The organism is Flavobacterium ammoniigenes, from assembly GCF_020886055.1.
Taxonomy (GTDB): domain Bacteria; phylum Bacteroidota; class Bacteroidia; order Flavobacteriales; family Flavobacteriaceae; genus Flavobacterium; species Flavobacterium ammoniigenes.
Genome location: NZ_AP025184.1, coordinates 404453 through 425898, shown reverse-complemented (window position 1 = coordinate 425898; position 21446 = coordinate 404453). Strand labels below are relative to the sequence as shown.

The 21446-nt window shown below is 37.0% G+C and carries 16 protein-coding genes and 1 tRNA gene; 7 read left to right on the top strand and 10 right to left on the bottom strand.

Going from position 1 to position 21446, the window contains the following annotated elements; genetic code table 11:
• The first annotated feature begins 12 nt into the window (after window positions 1-12).
• Window positions 13-2046 (top strand): pectate lyase, encoded by a 2034-nt coding sequence (pelA, locus tag LPC21_RS01865; RefSeq protein WP_229317813.1) that lies wholly within the window; start codon window positions 13-15, stop codon window positions 2044-2046.
• Between the two features lie 6 nt (window positions 2047-2052).
• Window positions 2053-2790 carry a rhamnogalacturonan acetylesterase gene (locus LPC21_RS01860; protein WP_229317812.1) on the top strand — a complete coding sequence of 246 codons (738 nt, stop codon included), beginning with the start codon at window positions 2053-2055 and terminating at the stop codon, window positions 2788-2790.
• 31 nt (window positions 2791-2821) lie between these two features.
• Here LPC21_RS01860 and LPC21_RS01855 read toward each other — a convergent pair.
• A tRNA-Ala gene (locus LPC21_RS01855) sits at window positions 2822-2898 on the bottom strand.
• A gap of 126 nt (window positions 2899-3024) precedes the next feature.
• Between LPC21_RS01855 and LPC21_RS01850 the strand changes: the two genes are divergently transcribed.
• Genes LPC21_RS01850 through LPC21_RS01840 form a run of 3 tightly spaced genes read left to right on the top strand, consistent with a single transcriptional unit; the run spans window position 3025 to window position 5050 of the window.
• Window positions 3025-3786 carry an enoyl-CoA hydratase/isomerase family protein gene (locus tag LPC21_RS01850; protein ID WP_229317811.1) on the top strand — a complete coding sequence of 254 codons (762 nt, stop codon included), beginning with the start codon at window positions 3025-3027 and terminating at the stop codon, window positions 3784-3786.
• A 45-nt stretch (window positions 3787-3831) separates the two neighbouring features.
• Entirely contained in the window at window positions 3832-4284 is a 453-nt protein-coding gene (locus LPC21_RS01845) for a 6-pyruvoyl trahydropterin synthase family protein (RefSeq protein ID WP_229317810.1), read from the top strand.
• A gap of 10 nt (window positions 4285-4294) precedes the next feature.
• Window positions 4295-5050, top strand: a complete 756-nt coding sequence (locus LPC21_RS01840) for a UDP-2,3-diacylglucosamine diphosphatase (RefSeq protein ID WP_229317809.1) — start codon at window positions 4295-4297, stop codon at window positions 5048-5050.
• 13 nt (window positions 5051-5063) lie between these two features.
• Here LPC21_RS01840 and LPC21_RS01835 read toward each other — a convergent pair whose 3' ends face one another.
• The 5 genes from LPC21_RS01835 to LPC21_RS01815 are packed head-to-tail and all read right to left on the bottom strand — an operon-like array spanning window position 5064 to window position 10062.
• Window positions 5064-6335 (bottom strand): MFS transporter, encoded by a 1272-nt coding sequence (locus tag LPC21_RS01835; RefSeq protein WP_229317808.1) that lies wholly within the window; start codon window positions 6333-6335, stop codon window positions 5064-5066.
• A complete protein-coding gene (recJ, locus tag LPC21_RS01830; protein ID WP_229317807.1) occupies window positions 6335-8023 on the bottom strand; it encodes a single-stranded-DNA-specific exonuclease RecJ in 1689 nt (562 codons plus the stop codon). Before recJ ends, LPC21_RS01835 begins: the two co-directional genes overlap by 1 nt.
• 21 nt (window positions 8024-8044) lie before the next feature.
• Entirely contained in the window at window positions 8045-8389 is a 345-nt protein-coding gene (locus LPC21_RS01825) for a HopJ type III effector protein (RefSeq protein ID WP_229317806.1), read from the bottom strand.
• A 3-nt stretch (window positions 8390-8392) separates the two neighbouring features.
• A complete protein-coding gene (gene rsmI, locus LPC21_RS01820; protein WP_229317805.1) occupies window positions 8393-9106 on the bottom strand; it encodes a 16S rRNA (cytidine(1402)-2'-O)-methyltransferase in 714 nt (237 codons plus the stop codon).
• Window positions 9107-9138: 32 nt separating this feature from the next.
• Complete coding sequence (locus LPC21_RS01815) at window positions 9139-10062, bottom strand: hypothetical protein (protein ID WP_229317804.1); 924 nt, start codon at window positions 10060-10062, stop codon at window positions 9139-9141.
• 193 nt (window positions 10063-10255) lie between these two features.
• Between LPC21_RS01815 and LPC21_RS01810 the strand changes: the two genes are divergently transcribed.
• Window positions 10256-10843, top strand: coding sequence for a thymidine kinase (locus tag LPC21_RS01810; RefSeq protein ID WP_229317803.1), 588 nt, complete (start codon window positions 10256-10258; stop codon window positions 10841-10843).
• Between the two features lie 56 nt (window positions 10844-10899).
• On the opposite strand, the gene rpoN is transcribed toward LPC21_RS01810, so the two are convergent.
• The 3 genes from rpoN to LPC21_RS01795 all read right to left on the bottom strand — a co-directional run bounded on the left by rpoN (window position 10900) and on the right by LPC21_RS01795 (window position 16449).
• Complete coding sequence (gene rpoN / locus LPC21_RS01805) at window positions 10900-12366, bottom strand: RNA polymerase factor sigma-54 (protein WP_229317802.1); 1467 nt, start codon at window positions 12364-12366, stop codon at window positions 10900-10902.
• A gap of 85 nt (window positions 12367-12451) precedes the next feature.
• On the bottom strand, window positions 12452-13885 hold the full coding sequence (gene asnS / locus LPC21_RS01800; RefSeq protein ID WP_229317800.1) for an asparagine--tRNA ligase: 1434 nt from the start codon (window positions 13883-13885) through the stop codon (window positions 12452-12454).
• Between the two features lie 143 nt (window positions 13886-14028).
• On the bottom strand, window positions 14029-16449 hold the full coding sequence (locus tag LPC21_RS01795) for an efflux RND transporter permease subunit (protein WP_229317798.1): 2421 nt from the start codon (window positions 16447-16449) through the stop codon (window positions 14029-14031).
• Between the two features lie 165 nt (window positions 16450-16614).
• Here LPC21_RS01795 and LPC21_RS01790 point away from each other — a divergent pair, with 165 nt between their 5' ends.
• Complete coding sequence (locus LPC21_RS01790) at window positions 16615-18885, top strand: cation:proton antiporter domain-containing protein (protein WP_229317796.1); 2271 nt, start codon at window positions 16615-16617, stop codon at window positions 18883-18885.
• On the opposite strand, the gene LPC21_RS01785 is transcribed toward LPC21_RS01790, so the two are convergent.
• On the bottom strand, window positions 18874-21360 hold the full coding sequence (locus tag LPC21_RS01785) for a DUF5686 family protein (RefSeq protein ID WP_229317794.1): 2487 nt from the start codon (window positions 21358-21360) through the stop codon (window positions 18874-18876). The two genes, LPC21_RS01790 and LPC21_RS01785, sit on opposite strands and share 12 nt — an antisense overlap.
• Window positions 21361-21446: the final 86 nt, after the last annotated feature.

The window sequence follows — 21446 nt, the reverse complement described above, 5'->3', positions numbered from 1 at the left end:
TTGAGGTTTAATATGACATTATTTTCAAAAAAGCACTGCCTAGTTTTGGTTTTTATACTACTTCATTTAGTAGTAACCGCCCAAGTACACAATCAATCTTGGAAACAAATCACGGAATCTAATGATGAAAATTGGTTTGCTTCAAAGGAGGCCATTCGGGTTGCTGAAAATGTATTGTTGTATCAAAGAATCATTGGAGGTTGGCCTAAAAACATTCAAATGCACCTTCCGCTTTCAGAGGCAGAAAGACAAAAATTTTTGGTTCTGAAAAATGATCCAACGGATTGTACAATTGATAATGGGGCAACCTGCCAAGAGCTACTTTTTTTATCAAAAATCTACAAAAAAAATCCCGATGAAAGATACAAAACAGCTTTCTTAAAAGGACTAGACTACTTACTTGAGGCACAGTACGACAATGGAGGTTGGCCACAATTTTTTCCTTTAATTAAAGGATATTACAGTCACATTACCTATAATGATGATGCGATGGTGGGCGTGTTGGAATTACTTAAAGAACTAAAAAATAAATCTAGTTTTTATAGTATTGTTCCTTCAACTGAAATACTCCAAAAAGTTGAAAAAGCATTTAATAAAGGCATCGATTGTATCCTAAAGACACAACATTTACAAAATGGTGTGTTAACCTCTTGGTGTGCCCAACACGACGAATTCAGTTTATTACCGGCTAAAGCTCGTGCTTACGAATTACCTTCTTTAAGCGGGAAAGAATCAGCTAAAATTACCCTTTTGTTAATGTCAATTGAGAAACCAACTCAAGAAATTATAGCGTCGGTTGAAGGAGCAGTACAGTGGTTTGAGAAAACAAAAATTAATGGAATTGAAGTCCAAAGTATGGCAATTGGCAACGACAAAAAAGAAGATAAAGTAGTCGTAAAAAGTCCCAATGCCCAACCCCTTTGGGCGAGATTCATGGATTTAAATACCAATATTCCCTTTTTCTGCGATCGCGATGGGATTAAAAAAGCAACTTTAGCCGAAATTGGTTTCGAAAGAAGAACGGGTTATGCCTGGTATACCGACGAACCCAAAGAAGTCCTAAAAAAATATGCAAAGTGGAAACAAAAACTAGAAAATTCTGCTTCACAAAATGCTAAAAAAAAAGGCTTAATCAAAGATGAGTATTTGATTACAGTGGACCAAAATGGGCATGGAGATTTTGTAACCATTCAAGAAGCCATCAATTCGGCTCAATCCTTTCCTTACCAACGAATTACTATTTTTATAAAAAATGGCATCTATAAAGAAAAAGTAAAAGTGCATTCTTGGAACCCTAAAATTAGTTTGATAGGAGAAAGCCGAGAAGGAACCATTATTACTTACGACGACTATTTTAATAAAATTGGTTTAGGGAGAAATAGTACTTTTTATACCTACACCTTGTTAGTAGAAGGTAACGATTTTTTTGCTAAAAATCTTACCATTCAAAATACCTCTGGAGAAGTGGGGCAAGCAGTTGCACTCAATGTAAATGCGGATAGAGTTTTCTTTTTCAACTGCTCTTTTTTAGGAAATCAAGATACTTTATATACTTCTGGCGAAGGAACTAAAAATTATTTTAGTAATTGTTATATCGAAGGCACTACTGATTTTATCTTTGGAGATGCTACGGTTTTATTTGACAATTGTGAAATCCATAGTAAAAAAAATTCGTTTATAACAGCGGCTTCAACCCCTCAGAACAATCCTTTTGGCTATGTATTTAAGAATTGTAAATTAACAGCGGCCGAAGGAGTGAGCCAAGTTTATTTGGGTCGTCCATGGCGAATTTATGCTAAAACTGTTTTTATGAATTGCGAAATGGGAAGACATATTCAACCTCAAGGTTGGGAAAATTGGTCCAAACCTGAAGCAGAAAAAACAGCATTTTATGCCGAGTATGAATGTAAGGGTTTGGGATTTCAACCTTTAAAAAGAGTTTTGTGGTCACATCAATTGACAAAAAAAGAGTCGGAAAAATATACTCCGGAAGCTATTTTGGGAAAGGATTTTTTGAGCCAGATTGAAATATTTAAGTTAAATTAATCTACTATGAGGATTTTATTATTTCTATGTGTATGTATTTCGATGAGTTGTTGGGGTCAAAAAACAACCATTTACACTATTGGCGATTCGACGATGGCAGATAAAATTAAGCCCAATGAAAATCCTGAAACAGGATGGTGTCAGGTATTGCCATCTTTTTTTGATTTGAATACAATTATCATTGATAATCGGGCAGTTAACGGGCGAAGCACTAAAAGTTTTATCAAGGAAAAACGATGGGATTCAGTTTATAATTCTTTAAAACCAGGCGATTATGTTTTTATTCAATTTGGCCATAACGATGCAAAAGTAGCCGATTCCACTCGATACACCAATCCGCATACTACTTACCGCCATAATCTGATTCGCTTTGTTACCGAAGCTAGAGCTAAAGGAGCAATTCCGATCTTATTTTCTTCAATTGCCAGAAGGAATTTCAATGAACAAGGAGTTTTAATTGGTACGCATGGCGAGTACCCATTGGAAGTTAGATTAGTTGCTCAAGAATACCAAGTGCCCTTTATTGACTTGGAATATTTTTCAGAACAGTTAGAACAATCCTATGGTGTAGAAAAGTCAAAAGAGTTGCATTTGTTTTTCAAAGCAGGAGAGCATCCTTATTATCCAGAGGGTAAATCAGATGATACGCATTTGAGTCGTAAAGGCGCTACCGAAATAGCAACAATTGCAGTTCGAGAGTTAAAGAAACTGAATTTAAGATTGAATGCATTTTATAAAAAATAAAAAAACCCATACTTGAAAGTACAGGTTTCTTTGGTGGAGAAGATGGGGCTCGAACCCACGACCTCTTGACTGCCAGTCAAGCACTCTAGCCAACTGAGCTACATCCCCAATGCAGGCAGCAAATATAGTTTAATTTGGTTTTAATTTCCTAATTGCACAAAAAAACCACGCCATTCTTTTCAAAAAAAGAACAAACTAACAGAATAGTTTTAACTTTACAGTAAAATTTCTGCTATGGCATTACACAATTCAACAGGATCCATCTCCATTTCTATCGAGGCTACAATTGCTACGGTTGAATTTGGTCACCCTGCCAGTAATTCATTTCCCTCCTCATTGTTAAAAGAACTGACAACTACCATCGAAACCCTTGGACATAATCCCGAAGTGGGAGTAGTCGTTTTGAAAAGTCAAGGAACAGCCACTTTTTGCGCTGGAGCTTCGTTTGATGAATTGCTAGCAGTAACCACTGAAGCGGAAGGAAAAACCTTCTTTTCAGGTTTTGCTAATTTGATTAATGCGATGCGAAAATGTCCTAAAATCATTGTGGGTCGTGTGCAAGGAAAAACAGTTGGTGGAGGAGTTGGAATTGCCGCTGCTTGCGATTATGTATTGGCAACCCATGAAGCGAGTGTCAAATTATCCGAATTATCCATTGGCATTGGGCCTTTTGTAATAGAACCTGCTGTGTCTAGAAAAATAGGTAAAACAGCTTTGGCCGAATTGTCTTTAGTAGCTGGCGAATGGAAATCAGCGGCTTGGGCCAAAGAAAAAGGCTTGTTTGCCAATACCTTTGCCACCATTGAAAAATTAGATGAAGCCGTGTCTATTTTGACTCATCAATTGGCATCTTATAATCCAGAAGCAGTAACAGAGATGAAAAAAGTCCTTTGGGAAGGTACGGAGCATTGGGACAATTTACTAGTAGAAAGAGCTGCCATCACTGGAAAATTAGTACTTTCTGAGGCGACCAAATCAGCCCTAAAAAGAAACTAATAGCCTCAATAATTTTCGTAAGTTTGCAGTCAAATACACCATGGAATGAGTAATATTAGAATCACCAAACAATTTAGTTTTGAAACCGGTCACGCTTTGTACGGCTATGATGGCAAATGTAAAAACGTACACGGACACAGTTATAAATTATCTGTAACTGTTATTGGGAAACCTATTGTGGATCGCTCCAACGTAAAATTTGGAATGGTGATTGACTTTACCGATTTGAAAAAAATCGTGAAAGAAGAAATTGTAGATCAATTTGATCACGCTACCGTTTTTAACGAAACTACCCCTCATATTGAGTTGGCCAAAGAATTGAAAACACGTGGTCATCACGTGATTTTAGTTGATTACCAACCTACCAGCGAGAATATGGTAATTGATTTTGCGCAACGCATCAACAATAGATTACCAGAAGGAATCGCGCTTTTTTCCTTAAAATTGCAAGAAACCGATTCGTCATTTGCCGAATGGTTTGCCAGCGATAATTTGTAATTCGATACCGATGCCATTAACCAACAACAAAAAAATATATTTTGCATCCGATCAGCATTTTGGTGCGCCAACTCCCGAATTGAGTTTTCCTAGAGAACAACAATTTGTGGCTTGGCTAGACGAAGTGAAACAAGATGCCGAAGCTATTTTTTTATTGGGTGATTTGTTTGATTTTTGGTTCGAATACAAAACCGTAGTCCCAAAAGGATTTGTTCGTATTTTGGGTAAACTCGCTGAAATTCGCGACAGCGGCATCCCTATTTATTTCTTTGTGGGCAACCACGATTTGTGGATGGGAGATTATTTTCAAAAAGAACTCAATATTCCTGTATACCGCGACAACCAAGAATTTACGTTTGGCGACAAAACTTTTTTGATAGGCCACGGCGACGGAAAAGGTCCTGGTGACAAAGGCTACAAACGCATGAAAAAAGTGTTTACGAATCCCGTAGCCAAATGGTTTTTCCGTTGGTTGCATCCAGATTTGGGAGTGGGTCTAGCCCAATACCTTTCGGTTAAAAACAAATTGATTTCGGGTGCCGAAGATGTGGTTTTTTTGGGCGAAGAAAACGAATGGTTGATTCAATATGCCAAACGCAAATTGGAAACCAAACACTACAATTACCTTGTTTTTGGTCACCGTCATTTACCGATGGTATTTCCTTTAGGCAATAATTCAGACTACGTGAATTTAGGCGATTGGATTAGCTATTTTACCTATGGCGTTTTTGACGGAGATACTTTTGAGATTAAAAAATACGAATAGTGTAGTATTTAATCTACTCTTCTTTTCGATGTTCTTCCAAGTCTTTTTCTAAATCCAAATTTCTAAAGGTAGGCGAAGAAATCCCAGTAATCAAAACGGTTAATAAAGTCATGCTTCCGCCAAAAACGACTGCGGTGACCGTTCCCATTAATTTAGCTGTCAATCCGCTTTCAAAAGCACCCAATTCGTTAGACGAACCCACAAAAATCGAATTTACTGCCGCTACTCTTCCGCGCATATGATCGGGAGTTTTCAATTGCAAAATCGTTTGGCGAATCACCACTGAAATACCATCAACCACTCCGCTCATAAATAAAGCGAAAACAGATAACCAAAAAATAGTAGACAATCCAAAGACAATAATGCAGACGCCAAAAGCGAAAATAGCTACTAACAATTTCATTCCTGCGTTTTTATTCAAAGGCACATAAGCCGAAACAAACATGGTTAAGAAGGCACCAATAGCAGGTGCTGCTCGTAAAATTCCAAAACCTTCCGAGCCTACTTTTAAAATGTCTTGGGCGAAAATGGGTAACAAAGCAACGGCGCCTCCAAACAATACGGCAATCATATCCAAAGATAGCGCTCCTAAAATCGTTTTATTTTGGAACACAAATTTGACTCCTTCTTTCAAACTTTGCATGACTGGTTCGCCAATTTTTGGATTCAAAATGGGTTTTGATTCAATTTTGGACAAGGCAATTAGTGCAATGATAGCAAAGGCAACTACCGTACACATCGACCAATGAATACCAATCCAAGTGATTAAAAATCCTGCTATTGCTGGCCCTAAAACAGCCGCTATTTGCCAAACCGAACTACTCCAAGTGGCTGCATTGGAATAGGTCTTTTTAGGAACAATTTGTGACATTAATGAGAATACCGTTGGCCCTAAAAACGAGCGAACTAATCCGCCTAAAAACACCAAGAAATAAATACTATATAAGATTACTTGAGTTGACCAACCCGTTGTAATTATTGGCCAAGTCAATAAAAACAAGCCAATACTAATCACCGAAAAACCTAAAATACATTTGAGTAGCATTCCTTTTTTCTCGTTTTGATCCACTATATGCCCAGCAAACAACGCCATAGAAACAGCAGGAATAATTTCCATTAACCCTATAATTCCTAATGACAAAGCGCTTTTGGTCAAGCTGTATACCTGCCATTCAATCACAATAAATTGCATCGACCAAGCAAAAACCATGGCAAATCGCAAGATTAAAAACACATTGAATTCTGGGTAGCGCAAGGCTTCGTAAGGGTCATTTTTTTGTTTCATTATTGAATATCTTTTAGTCGGAGTTGTAGGCTTATTTGGCCGTTCCATTCATTTTCATCAATGCAATAGGCCATTTGAAATGGATTTCTATTGGCAATTACATTCTTCTTATGCGCCAGATTAAAACCAATAGCTGCAAAGCCATCTGAATGTTGTTGTTTTACAAAAAGGCGGATGTGTTCTTCATTGGCGCCCATATATTTTGGATAACCGGTGTCCATAACATTTTGAGTGGCAAAAACGGGTGTCATATTTTGTGGGCCAAAAGGTTCGAATTGTTTTAAAATCCGAACGAGTTTTGGAGTGATTTCCGAAAAATCAATTTCGGCATCGATTTCCATTTCGGGAGTGCGCAATTCAGGATTCATAGTTTCTTGTACTACTTTTTCGAAGGCATTTTTGAAAGCCTCATAATTTTCTACTTTCAAGGTCATTCCTGCCGCATACATATGTCCGCCAAATTGTTCCAAATGTTCTGAACAAGCTTCTAGTGCATTGTACACATCAAAACCACGAACCGATCGGGCCGATGCGGCGTAGTAATCGCCACTTTTAGTAAACACTAAAGTCGGTCTATAGTAGGTTTCAATTAATCGTGACGCAACAATTCCGATCACACCTTTGTGCCAATTCTCTTGAAAAACCACAGTCGTAAAACTGTCTTGTTCTTTGTTGTTTTCAATTTGTTGTAGCGCTTCTTGGGTAATTTGTTTGTCCAAGCCTTTGCGTTCCGAATTGTAGTCTTCAATTTCTTTGGCAAATTGTTGGGCTTGTTCCAAATTAAATTCGGTTAACAATTCTACCGCATGATTACCGTGTTTGATGCGTCCGGCGGCATTGATACGAGGCGCAATGACAAAAACGACATCGGTGATGGTAAGGGTTTGTTTTTTAATTTGTTGGATCAAAGCTTGGATTCCAGGTCTTGGCGCTTCGTTGATCACTTGCAAACCAAAATGTGCCAACACTCTATTTTCGCCTGTTATTGGTACAATATCAGCAGCAATGGCGGTGGCAACTAAATCCAAATACGGAATCAAATCATTCATAGTTTGATTTTGATTTTGGCTTAAAGCCTGAATCAATTTGAAACCGACACCACATCCACACAATTCGTCGTATGGATACCTACAATCGTCTCTTTTTGGGTCGAGAACAGCAACTGCATCCGGTAGTGAATCGCCAGGTCTATGGTGATCACAAATGATGAAATCAATTTTTTTTTCTTTGGCGTAAGCCACATGTTCAATCGATTTGATACCGCAGTCCAAGGCAATAATCAACGAAAAACCATTGTCTTCGGCAAAGTCAATCCCTTGGAAAGAAATGCCGTAACCTTCGGCATAGCGATCTGGAATATAGGTTGCAATATGGGGATAAATACTTTTTAAATAGGATGACACCAAGGAAACTGCAGTCGTTCCGTCTACGTCATAATCGCCAAAAACCAAAATATTTTCTTGGTTGGCCATGGCTTGTTCGATTCGGTTGACAGCCACATCCATATCTTTCATCAAGAACGGATCGTGTAAATGATCGAGTGAGGGGCGAAAGAAAGCTTTGGCTTTATCAAAAGAGGTAATATTACGCTGAATCAATAAAGTGGCGATCAATGGATCTACATTGAGTTCTTGCGCGAGTTGACGAACTTGTTCTGGGGCGGGTTTTGGTTTGATAGTCCAACGCATATCGATTTGGGTTTTGGGGGTTTATTTCAATACTAATGCTTCGCCTTCAAATTGAATTCCGTCCCAACCGAATTGCATAAAATTGCGAATGTTTTGATGGTTGGTTCCTTGCGGATCGCCTAGCACTTCTTCAAAATAATAGGCGCCAAAGCAGGCTAAAGTGGCTGCTTGGGATAATTCTTGGATTTTCGCGAAAGCAAATACTTTACAAGACCCTGAATTTTCTCCCGCTCCATTGTGTTGCTTCCCATTTTGAAAAGCAGTAGGGGTAAAATCGTAATTGCTTTCAATGGTTGCGATGGTTTCGGCAAAAGTGATGGCTTCTGGGTATTGGTTTAGTTTCTCTAAAAAGGCGTGTAGCGTCATGATTTATTCTTCTTCTGAAAATTTATTTTTCTTGGCTTCTTTGACCACAGGTTTGCCACCCACTACCACAACGATTTCACCTCTTGGTGCTATTTTCTCGAAGTGGGTCAAAACTTCTTTAACCCTTCCTCTGACGTTTTCTTCGTGGAGTTTGGATAATTCTCTGGATACTGAAACCGGTCTGTCTTCGCCAAAGTAAGCCGCAAATTCGGACAATGTTTTTACTAATTTGTGTGGCGAAACATACAAAATCATCGTTCTAGTTTCTTCGGCTAAAGCCAAAAAACGAGTTTGTCGCCCTTTTTTATCTGGCAAAAAGCCCTCAAAAACGAATTTATCATTGGGTAAACCACTATTCACTAAAGCGGGGACAAAAGCAGTAGCACCTGGTAAACATTCGACTTCGATTCCTTTTTCAATACAAGCACGGGTCAATAAAAATCCGGGATCTGAAATGGCAGGAGTTCCCGCATCCGAAATCAAGGCGATGTTTTCTCCCGCTTGCAAACGCGCAATAACATTTTCCACCGTTTTGTGCTCGTTGTGCATATGGTGGCTGTGCATGTGGGTGCTGATTTCAAAATGTTTCAATAATTTGCCGCTGGTACGCGTGTCTTCGGCAAGAATTAAATCCACTTCTTTCAGAATGCGAATCGCACGAAAAGTCATGTCTTCGAGATTGCCAATTGGCGTTGGAACGATGTATAATTTTGACATTCGGCGCTAAAAATTCAATTGATAAAAGGGAATTACAAGAATTTTTTCTCGATAATTTCCATAAAACGTTCTTCGTATTCTTCTTTTCCTTCCCAGTTATTGTAGTCTGGTTTTACCATATCTCTGATAAAATCGCGCGTTTCATAAAAGGTGTCAAAAGTGATTAATTGGTTCAATACACGGTTGTAATCTTCCGGGTCATTTCCAAAAAGATGTTTGGTAAAGGCAATACGGTCGTTTAAATCGATGTTGATACCTTTGGCTAGTTTTTCGTTTAGCGTAACTGATTTGGATTCTTCAACCTCTTTCGGAAGTGCTATTTCATCAAGTTCGAGAGTAGCGTTTTCAATAGCTGATTCTGGTTCTGCTTCGACTGGGGTTTCAAAAGCAGTACTTTCTACTTTCACAAAAAGGTCTTCGCTAAAATCACCACCGATTAAATCTTCAAATGAAATTTGAACAGCTTCTTGTTTTGGTGCTTCTTCGATGATTTCTTCCTCAACTTCTTCCTCTTTTTCTAATTCAAAAGCAGGAACAAATGGCGCTTCGATTTCTTCTTCCTCCACCTCATCTTCAATCTCATCTTCTAAGGTTTCTAAATCTTCCTCTTCTTCAAAAACAGGTTCTTCCATTTCAGTGATTTCCTCTTGTTCTTCTTCTTCCAAAATCAATTCGGGAGTAGTTTCTAATTCAGGAATTTCAATTTCTTCTATGGTTATAGCAACAGGCTCTTCATTTTCAATTGCTTCGAATGCAGTTGCAATTTTTGTTTCAATTTCAGCTTGTCCAATGGTCGGTTTGCTGTCGCCAAAGTGATCGTCTACAAAACGCAATACCGCCAATTTTTCATATAATTTTTGTGTTTCCAGATACAATTGATTGATATCAGATTTATTCTTTAATTGTAAAATTCGGTGTGCAATGCTGATTAAATCGGCTTCCAATCTTTTTTTCATTTGATGTAAATTATATGATCTAGGTGGTTTGGTTTGCGTGTTCTTTTTTTTGTTTTTATTTCGGTAAACTTGGGACAGTCCTTTGGAAATTTTTTTTACATTTGGAAACACGTAAAAGTATAAAATTTTACATTCAATTTATACGCTTACAAAGGAAAAAAACGATTCATTTTTTAAGTTATACAACTGCACCATGTTTCTCGAAAATACAGTAAATCATAAAGAACAATTTGGTTGGATTGAAGTCATTTGTGGCTCCATGTTTTCGGGTAAAACAGAGGAATTAATTCGCCGATTAAAACGCGCTCAATTTGCCAAACAAAAAGTCGAAATTTTCAAGCCAGCTGTCGACACCCGTTACCACGACGAAATGGTAGTGTCTCATGATTCCAATGAAATTCGTTCTACTCCGGTTCCGGCTGCTGCCAATATTGCGATTTTGGCTCAAGGTTGTGATGTGGTGGGCATCGATGAAGCTCAGTTTTTTGATGACGAAATTGTACGTGTTTGTAATGATTTGGCCAATCGAGGTGTTCGAGTCATTGTGGCTGGATTGGATATGGATTTTAAAGGAAATCCTTTTGGACCGATGCCCGCTCTAATGGCTACTGCCGAATATGTGACCAAAGTACATGCAGTTTGTACGCGAACAGGAAATCTAGCCAATTACAGTTTTAGAAAAACCGATAATGATAAATTAGTAATGTTAGGCGAAACAGAAGAATACGAGCCTTTAAGTCGAGCCGCTTATTTTCATGCCATGAAAAAAAGTGAAGAATAGTAAACGTACTTCATTCAAAATAAAAAAGGGAAAACCATTGGTTTTCCCTTTTTTTATTACATTTTTTTTCGCATCCTCGCCACAGGAATATCTAGTTGTTCGCGGTATTTGGCAATCGTTCTTCGAGCAATCGGATAGCCTTTTTCTTTTAGAATTTCAGCCAATTGATCGTCGGGTAGCGGTTTGTGTTTGTCTTCTTCCTCAATCACGTTTTGTAATATTTTTTTGATTTCCAAAGTCGAAACATCTTCGCCTTGATCATTTTTCATCGCTTCCGAGAAAAACTCTTTGATCAATTTAGTCCCATAAGGCGTTTCCACATATTTGCTATTGGCCACCCGAGAAATCGTCGAAATATCCAAACCAACTATATCTGCGATATCCTTCAAGATCATCGGTTTCAACTTGGTTTCGTCGCCTTCTAAAAAGAAGTCTTCTTGGTAATGCATAATCGCATTCATGGTTACATAAAGCGTTTCTTGGCGTTGGCGAATCGCATCAATGAACCATTTGGCCGAATCTAATTTCTGCTTAATAAACTGCACCGCTTCTTTTTGCTGTGTCGATTTATCTTTCGACACTTTATAGGTTTGCAGCATTTCCTGGTAGTCTCTAGAGACATGAAGCGAAGGAGCATTACGGCCATTCAAACTCAATTCCAATTTACCTTCCACAATTCGAATAGCAAAATCAGGAACAATGTTTTCGGTTACTTTGTTGTTTCCAGTAAAAGAGCCACCTGGTTTTGGATTTAGTTTTTCAATTTCGTGAATTGCTTTTTTCAGTTGGTCGTTAGAGACGTTGTATTTTTGTAAAAGTTTGTCGTAATGTTTTTTGGTAAAGGCATCAAACTGATTTTCGATAATATCAGTAGCCAGCTCGATATATTCGGTCGGGGTTTTGTGTTTGAGTTGCAACAACAAACATTCTTGCAAATCGCGCGCGCCTACACCAGAAGGTTCTAACTCGTGAATCACATGCATCAGGCGTTCTACGGTTTTTTCATCTGTGTAAACCGCTTGGGTAAAAGCCAAATCGTCTACAATATCAGATATGCTTCTGCGAATGTAGCCCATATCGTCAATACTTCCCACCAGGAATTCCGCAATTTCTCGGTCATCCTCGTTTAAAATAAAGGTATTGAGTTGGTTGATTAAATCTTGATGAAAACTAATCGGTGCTGCAAAAGGCGCATCGTGGTCTTCATCGTCATCGCTGTAATTATTAGTTTGGGTTTTATAATCCGGAGTATCGTCGTTGCTTAAATAGTCGTCGATATTGATTTCTTCGGCGTCGACACGTTCTGATTCGGCCTCATCATAATCGTCATAGTCTTCCGTTTCAAACTCGTCATTTACATATTCCTCTTCTTCTTTACCGGCTTCGAGCGCTGGGTTTTCGTTCATTTCTTCCAATAAACGTTGCTCAAAGGCTTGCGTCGGCAACTGAATTAACTTCATCAACTGAATTTGTTGTGGAGATAATTTCTGGGTTAATTTGAGATTTAGGAATTGCTTTAGCATTTTTTTTAGTGTAAAAGCGTATAGGTTTAAAAGTTTAAAAGCCTAGATAAATTAAACTTATAAACTTATAAACTTCGACCTTTATTTAGAATTCTGCATTCATCGGTGTTCTTGGGAAAGGAATCACGTCACGAATATTCGTCATACCGGTTACAAACAACACCAAACGTTCAAATCCAAGTCCGAAACCAGAGTGGACTGCCGATCCGAATCGGCGTGTATCCAAGTACCACCATAATTCTTCTTCGTCAATGCCCAAGGCTTTCATTTTTTCAACCAAGACATCATAACGTTCCTCACGTTGCGAACCTCCCACGATTTCTCCAATACCTGGGAAAAGGATGTCCATCGCACGAACGGTTTTACCGTCTTCGTTCAAACGCATATAAAAAGCTTTGATATTGGCAGGATAATCAAATAAAATTACCGGACATTTAAAGTGTTTTTCTACTAAATAACGCTCGTGCTCCGACTGTAAATCGGCGCCCCATTCGTCAATGATATAACTGAATTTTTTCTTTTTATTCGGAGTCGATTCTCTTAAAATTTCGATTGCCTCAGTATAGGAAACACGTTTGAAATTGTTTTCTAATACAAAGTTTAATTTGTCTAACAACGCCATTTCGCTACGTTCCGCCTGTGGTTTTTGTTTTTCTTCATCTAACAAACGACTTTCTAAGAATTTCAAATCGTCTGGACATTTGTCCATGGTGTATTTAATTACATACTGAATAAAATCTTCAGCCAAGTCCATATTGTCATCCAAATCATTGAACGCTACTTCAGGTTCAATCATCCAGAATTCAGCCAAGTGACGAGAAGTATTCGAGTTTTCAGCTCTAAAAGTAGGTCCGAAAGTATAAATTTGGCCCAAAGCCATGGCAAAGGTTTCGCCTTCTAATTGTCCTGAAACCGTTAAGTTGGTTTCTTTTCCAAAAAAGTCTTTTTTGTAATCTACTTTTCCGTCTTCGGTTCTTGGTGTGTTGTCAAAAGGCAAAGCGGTTACTTTGAACATTTCGCCAGCTCCTTCAGCATCCGATCCAGTGATGATTGGCGTATTCACATACACAAAACCTTTTTCTTGAAAATAAGTATGTACCGCATGCGCTAATACCGAACGCACACGCATAATCGCACCAAAAGCATTAGTTCGCACTCTTAAATGTGCATTTTCACGCAAGAATTCCAAAGAGTGTTTTTTGGGTTGCATTGGGAATTTCTCCGCGTCTGAATCGCCTAAGATTTCCAATTTGGCCACTTGAATTTCGTATTTCTGACCCGCACCTTTGCTTTCTACTAAACTACCTGTAACCGAAACCGAAGCTCCTGTTGTGATGCGTTTTAAGATATCTTCAGGCGTATTTTCAAAATCCACTACACACTGAATATTGTTAATTGTCGAACCATCGTTCAACGCAATAAATTGATTGTTTCTAAAAGTTCTTACCCATCCTTTTGCATTTACTTCTTGAAGTATCGTAGTACTGTTTAGTAAGTCTTTAACTTTTGTGTGTTTCATTTGTATAATATTGGTATTAAAAATCAGCTTTTCTGAGCTGCAAATATAATTGTTTTTGTTTTTTTACAGAAGCTATTTCCCGCTATCCGCTCTATCTTTTACTTTTTCAAGAAAAAAGAAAAAGGATGTCGCTGCTATCGGGGCTAGAGTTCGTGTTTTTCGAGCTTGTCTATCTCTTCGTCTGAATGTTCAATAATGTCAATTTTTGGCTCGATGAATTCCTGTTCGTTAGCTAATGTTTTGTTCAACGTCAATACTAATGCCGGTAACAACATTAAATTGGACAACATCCCAAATAATAAAGTTAAGGAAATAAGTCCGCCCAAAGCAATCGTTCCGCCAAAACTCGACAGCATAAATACCGAAAATCCAAAGAACAACACAATCGAAGTATAAAACATACTCAATCCCGATTCGTTAAAAGTCGCATATACCGACTTGCGTATTTTCCAATTGTTTTTCCTTAATTCCTCTCGGTATTGAGCCAAAAAGCGCAGCGTATCATCGACCGAAAGTCCAAAGGCAATTCCGAAAACTAAAATGGTTGAAGGTTTTAACGGAATATCCAAAAAGCCCATAATTCCAGCCGTTAACAACAAGGGCAACAAATTAGGAATGATAGAAACCAATACCATTTTGAACGATCGAAACATAAAAGCGACTAACAATGCCGTTAAGAAAAAAGCAAAAAGCAAAGACGAAAGTAAGTTGTCTAACAGATAACCCGTTCCTTTTTGGAAGACCAAGGCTTTTCCGGTTATCGTTACATGATAGCGATCGGGTGGAAATAATTTATCAGCTTCTTTTCTAATCTCAGCTTCGATTTCAGGAATCTTACCTCCGTTTTCATCACGCATAAAAGTGGTAATTCGGGCATATTGTCCGGTGGAGTCCACATAACTCTTCATCAAATTGTCTTTGTTGTTTTTGGTCGCATTTTTGGCATACGATAAAATAAAAGTTTGCTCTTGTGAAGTGGGTAATTCGTAATATTCAGGATTACCGTTGTAATACGCCTGTTTCGAATATTTAACTAAATTGACAATCGACATTGTTTTAGACAATTCTGGAATTTCTTCAATAGTTTGTTCCAATTCTTCCATTCGCTTGAGCACGGATAATTTCATCACCCCTTTTTTGCGTTTGGTGTCGATCATTATTTCCAAAGGCATTACGCCGTCAAATTCTTTTTCGAAGAAAACAATGTCTTCAAAAAAGGGTTCTTTTTTAGGCATGTCTTCAATCAAACTCCCCGAAATACGCATTTGGAAAACCCCTATAATTCCAAAAACAAGTAAAGCTATTGAAGCTACATAAATTGAAAAGCGATTGTATTTGACATTGCGTAAAATCCAGTCCATAAAACGTTTTACCGAGCCACGATCTAAATGTTTGATGTGTCGGTCTTTTGGAGCAGGAATATAACTGTGAAAAATTGGGATTACGATAATACACAAAAAGAAGAGCCCAATAATATTGATGGAAGTGACAACTCCAAATTCTAATAAAAGTTCGTTATTCGAGGCTACAAAAGTCGCAAAACCAATTGCTGTAGTAACATTGGTCATTAAAGTCGCCATACCAATTTTGGTAGTAACTCGTTGCAGGGCTTTGGCTTTATTGCCGTGTACTTTGTATTCTTGATGGTATTTATTGGTCAAGAAAATGCAGTTCGGAATCCCAATAACAATAATTAGTGATGGAACTAATGCAGTCAAAACGGTGATTTCGTAATTGAAAAGTCCTAAGAAACCAAACGACCACATCACACCAATAATTACAATAATCATTGAGATTAATGTGGCTCTAAAACTTCTAAAAAAGAAAAAGAAAAGTAAAGAAGTGACTAATAAAGAAGCGCCTATGAAAAGCCCAATTTCTTTGACAATTGTTGCGGCATTTAAGGTTCTAATGTAGGGCATGCCCGAAACGCGTAAATCAATATTGGTTTCTTTTTCAAAGGCTTCTACCGCAGGAACCAAGCGTTTTAGCACAAAATCTTTACGTGCAGGCGTATTCACAATTTTTTTATCCAAATAAATTGCCGAGCGAATACTACCTGATTTTTTATTAAAAAGCAGCCCTTCGTAAAAAGGTAAATTGGTAAAAAGTTCTTTTTTAATTTGGGCGAGATAAGCTTGGTTTACCGTTTTCGTAGGATCTACAAATGGGACTAACTCAAATTTTTCAAGCGAATCATTGCGTTGTAATCGTTGTAAATCGTTAATTGAAATCGCTAGATCAACGGCTTGATCTTTTTTGAGTTGATTCATTAATTGGGTCCAAGAAGCAAACGCTTTAGGCGTAAAAATCGCATCGTCTTTGATACCAATAATGATGAGGTTTCCTTCTTCGCCAAATTTATTTAGGAATGCATTATACTCAACATTGACCACATTGTCGTCTGGCAACATATTGGCTTCGGTATGGCTGAAATGAATATTTTTCCATTGGGTAGCCAATAATCCTGTAATAAGTACCACGATGGATAACATTAAAATCCTATTTCTTAGGACGATTCGGGCAAACAATTCCCAAAAACCTAAACTAAACCACTTGATCATTAATTTGTTTTTTAAGCGTTGCAAAGGTAAGTAAAGTGGGTTGATTTTGGTCTTTTTGGAATTGTATTTTATGTAAGATTAAATTTAGGTTACTATTTGTATTCCTATTATAATTGCTATATTTGATTTTTACATCTTTGTGCAGAATAAATTGGGTTAAGTAGTATGAAAAATTATAAAAACGGAGCATTCTACATTGCGGTAACTGGTGGGTTTTCAGCTTTGATTTATTGGATAATATCAGAGGGAAAATTTCTTGAAGGAAATAAAGAAATAACTATTACAGCAAGTCAAAATGGGTCATGGAATGATTTCATAGACTCTATCTTACATAATTTACAAGATCCTTTAGCGATTCTTTTGGCACAAATTGTTACTATCATTATTGCAGCCCGTTTTTTTGGTTGGGTATTTAAAAAAATTGGCCAACCCACAGTAATTGGCGAAATCATTGCTGGAATTGTATTGGGACCCTCCTTATTAGGAATGTATTTTCCTGAATTTTCCAATACTTTATTCCCTGTAGCTTCTCTTGGTAATTTAAAATTTTTAAGTCAAATAGGGCTAATACTATTCATGTTTGTAATTGGGATGGAATTGGACTTGAAAGTACTCAAAAACAAAGCCAATGAAGCCGTAGTAATTAGTCACGCCAGCATTATTTTCCCTTTTGCATTGGGAATTGGTTTGGCTTATTTTGTATATGATCGTTTTGCTCCTGAAGGCGTAAAATTTCTATCTTTTGCTCTTTTTATGGGAATCGCTATGAGTATTACGGCCTTTCCAGTTTTGGCTCGAATAGTTCAAGAACGGGGACTACAAAAAACGCGTTTAGGAGCGATAGCTATCACATGTGCCGCTGCCGATGATATTACAGCCTGGAGTTTATTAGCTGTCGTAATTGCAATTGTGAAAGCAGGAACCTTTGTAAGTTCACTCTATATTATTGGTTTAGCCGTATTGTACGTATTGGCTATGTTGTTTGTAGTAAAACCTTTTTTAAAACGTATAGGTGAATTGTACGGCTCTAAAGATACTTTAGTAAAACCGGTTGTTGCTATCTTTTTTCTCACCTTGATTATTTCATCCTATGCTACCGAAGTAATTGGAATTCATGCCTTGTTTGGCGCATTTATGACGGGTGCAATTATGCCGGATGTGACCAAATTCAGAACTATTTTTATTGAAAAAGTAGAAGACGTTTCCTTGATTTTATTATTGCCTTTGTTCTTTGTTTTCACAGGGTTAAAAACTCAAATCGGTTTGATTAACGATCCGTATTTATGGAAAGTAACTGGGTTTATTATTTTGGTGGCTGTAGTAGGAAAATTTTTAGGAAGTGCTTTGGCAGCCAAATTTGTTGGGCAATCTTGGAGAGATAGTTTGACTATTGGGGCTTTGATGAATACCAGAGGATTGATGGAATTGATTGTGTTAAACATTGGTTTAGAATTGGAAGTATTAACGCCGGAGGTTTTTACTATGATGGTGATTATGGCTTTGGTTACCACATTTATGACCGGACCTGCCCTAGATTTTATCAATTTTGTTTTTAAAGATAAAGAGGCCGAAGTGCCAGAAATAATTGTCAACAGCAATAAGTATAAGGTGTTGATTTCATTTGGGAATGATGAAAAAGGAAAATCATTATTGCGTTTGGCCAATAGTTTAACTAAAAAACAAAAAAAGGCAACTTCAGTTACCGCCATGCATTTGTATCTCAGTGATGAAATGCATACTTTCAATACCGAAGAAATTGAAAAAGAGAGCTTTGTTAGCTTACTTGAAGAGTCCAAAACTCTGAATCAAGAAATTGACACTTTGTTTAAAGCTACCAAGGATATTGAAACTGAAATTGCTGATGTGGCAAATCAAGGAGATTACGATTTGTTGTTGGTTGGTTTAGGAAAATCGATTTTTGAAGGAACACTTTTAGGAAAAGTAATTGGATTTACTACTCGAATTATCAATCCAGATCGTTTAATTGACAAGTTTACTGGTAAAGAAGGACTTTTTGAAAATTCTCCTTTTGATGAAAGAACCCGCCAAATTATCTCGAAAACTAAAATGCCATTGGGTATTTTAATTGATAAAGACTTGCAAAATGTCAACCGCGTTTTTATTCCTATTTTTTCATCTGAAGATTCTTTCTTATTTGATTATGCACAAAAATTAATCTTCAATAACAATTCAAAAATTGAAATTTTTGATGTGAATAACGATATCCCATCTAATTTTGTAGTACAAAGTGCTGTTGAATCCTTGGAAAATAAATATCCAAATAACATTCATTTAATGGAAGAAGATACCATGAAGAAAGAGTTCTTAGCTTCACAAGATATTATGGTCATTAGCCTTGAAAGTTGGAAATCGTTAGTGGATTCTCAAAGCGATTGGTTAAGCGGCGTTCCTTCGGTATTAATTTTAAAACCCTAAGTCTAAAATGTAGCTCAATTTGATAGCTATGTTATCTTCCAATTTTAGTAACCCATTTGGGCCGTAGCGATAAAAACCAACGAGCCCCAGTCCTTTGTAGATTTGGTTTAATTCAACCCCTGATTCAAAGTATCCTTGATTTAGTGTTTTGAAATCTAAACCATTATGGCGCTCAGCATGATTTAAATTTCCCCAGGCCATTCGGGTTACAAATACAAATGAAGGTTTTACTTTTTTGAAAAGTGTGATGCGTTGGAAGCCGTGTTTAATTTGAAAATACAAGTATTCACTTGAGAAAAATTCGTTGTAAAACATCGTTTCAAAACTGTTTTTACCCGCTATGGTAATACGTTGCATAATTGTTTCCTTGGTAATATTATTTGGAGAAATACTATACAAATGGGTTATTGGTAAATCTCCAAAAGTATAGCCTCCTTGAATCAGTATACTTGTTTTTTGTCCGTTGAGCTGTTTTTTTTCATATTCGGTTTTCAGGTCAATTTTACCAAATGAGAAATCGTTTAATTCGCCGCTAGCGATCGATTTTGTCAACTGAAAAGTGAAGTTGGGGAATCGTTTTTCTACTTCAACTCTCCCTGTTGGGGTTTGCATATAATCACTAAATGGACTCCATCGTAAAGAAACCATTGCGGTTGTCATGTTGTAATTGGTGTACGACTTACCGTTTAATTGGTAACTGTAGCCAAATTTTGGCTCTACTTGGGCTGTAGCGACTTCCCAAATACTTTCTGTTTTGGGGATCAATTTGGTTTCAATATAGGCCTTCCAATTTTTGTAATTGTAGAAAGTGCTAATATTAAAAGGTCGTGGATCATAGATTTTAAATCCGCGTTTATCAATTGCATAGACTGTACTTGCAATTTCCCGAACATCATCTGTATAGGCTATTCCAATCCAAGAATTAGTAGGTTCACTGAGTCGTGTTCCAATTCCTAAATTGTATTTAAAAGTGCCGTCTTTGGTTCCATAGGCCGTATACCCTTCTATGCGAATGGTTTTAGAAAAGCGATCGTTGGTTGTTCCACCAAGGCCAACTCGAAATCCTTCATAGTTATTATAGCTAAAAAATTTTCGAAGATCAAAATCAATTGGTCCGGCAGGAATAAAGCCGTTAATTAGTCGGCGGCCTACAGTAATTTTTAGCTCTAAATTATTTTTTTTGGCAATGCTGTCCAAAACAGTATAGGTGCGTTTACTTCGAATGTCTAAACTGTCTTTTCGATAGGTATTCCAAAATTCGTCTTTTCTTTCACTAGCTTCTTTGCTGATTTCTAAAGCAATTGCCCCTTTTTTTAATTCGATGGGTTGATTCAATTGAATTTCGAAATTGGCACTTTTTGAAAACAAATAAATAAAATCGGAAGCCCCTTTTTTTCTTGGTTTAAAGTCTTTTTCGGTATCCCCTTCAAATTGGATAGTACCACCCAGAAGTTTCAAATCATCGTCGTTATTTCCTTTTACGATTTTAAATGATTTTTTAGAAGGAAACCAGATATTTTCTTGAGGCAGAAAATTAAATTCATGCGTGCCACTAATATCTAAAACACCTTTGATGCGCATTACTGCTTTAGCAATTGCATATGTATTTTGATCAATATAGAGAACGCCTTCGAGCCCTTGTGCTCTTTTTTTTTTCTTGTTTTTAAAATGAATTAGGTACACATTTCTGCCTTCAATTTCAATTGAATCGAGTAATTGGTATTTGTATTCCTTTAGCGCATCGTTTGCAATAGGACTGTTGTATTTGGTTTCAAATAATTCGTAATTCGAATCATAAATGGAAAAGGATTGCAGTTTAAATCCTAATATTTCATAAATAGGTTGCTTTAATCCGGCCATTTTAGAGCCCAATATGGTTTCTTTTAAGTGGTTGTTTTTAAATTGGAACAGCGAAACTTTCTCGGTTTGAAACAAATGTTGGTTTTGAATCATTTTCTTGAATTTGTAATTCGAAGAATCTATTTTGACATTTTTTTTATTGGTGATTAAAGTGTCAATTTTAGCACTGATAGAATCGGGATTGGCCGTAATTACAAGAGAATTGTAGCATTTGAATTCAAAAGATGGAATTCGTTTTTCGGGATTATTTTGGGTTTTTAAAGCAATCGTTTTTCTAATAATGGCTACTGCAGGATTTTCTCTCGGAATAAGAACTTCTTGTAAATTATTGGTGTTTTGTTGCAATGCAATCATATAAAATGATTTGCCATTTTCAACCAAAGTTATTTTTTTGTCGTATCCTATATAAGAAATGGTAAATTCACGAATAGGAGCTAATGTGGTAATGGTAAATTTTCCATCTACATCTGAAATGGTGTTTTGACCCGAAGGAGTAGAAATAGATGCAAATGGAAGCGCTTTAGCATTTTCAGCATCTTTCACAATCCCATTCAATTGAAATTGTGCTTGAACCGAAAGAGAGAACAATAAAAGAATACCAAACAAGTACTTCATAAAAACCAATTTTGCCCTACAAAAGTACAGATAAAAAAAATCCGCCTGACAACTCAAACGGATTTTAATTTTATATATAGGCGAAC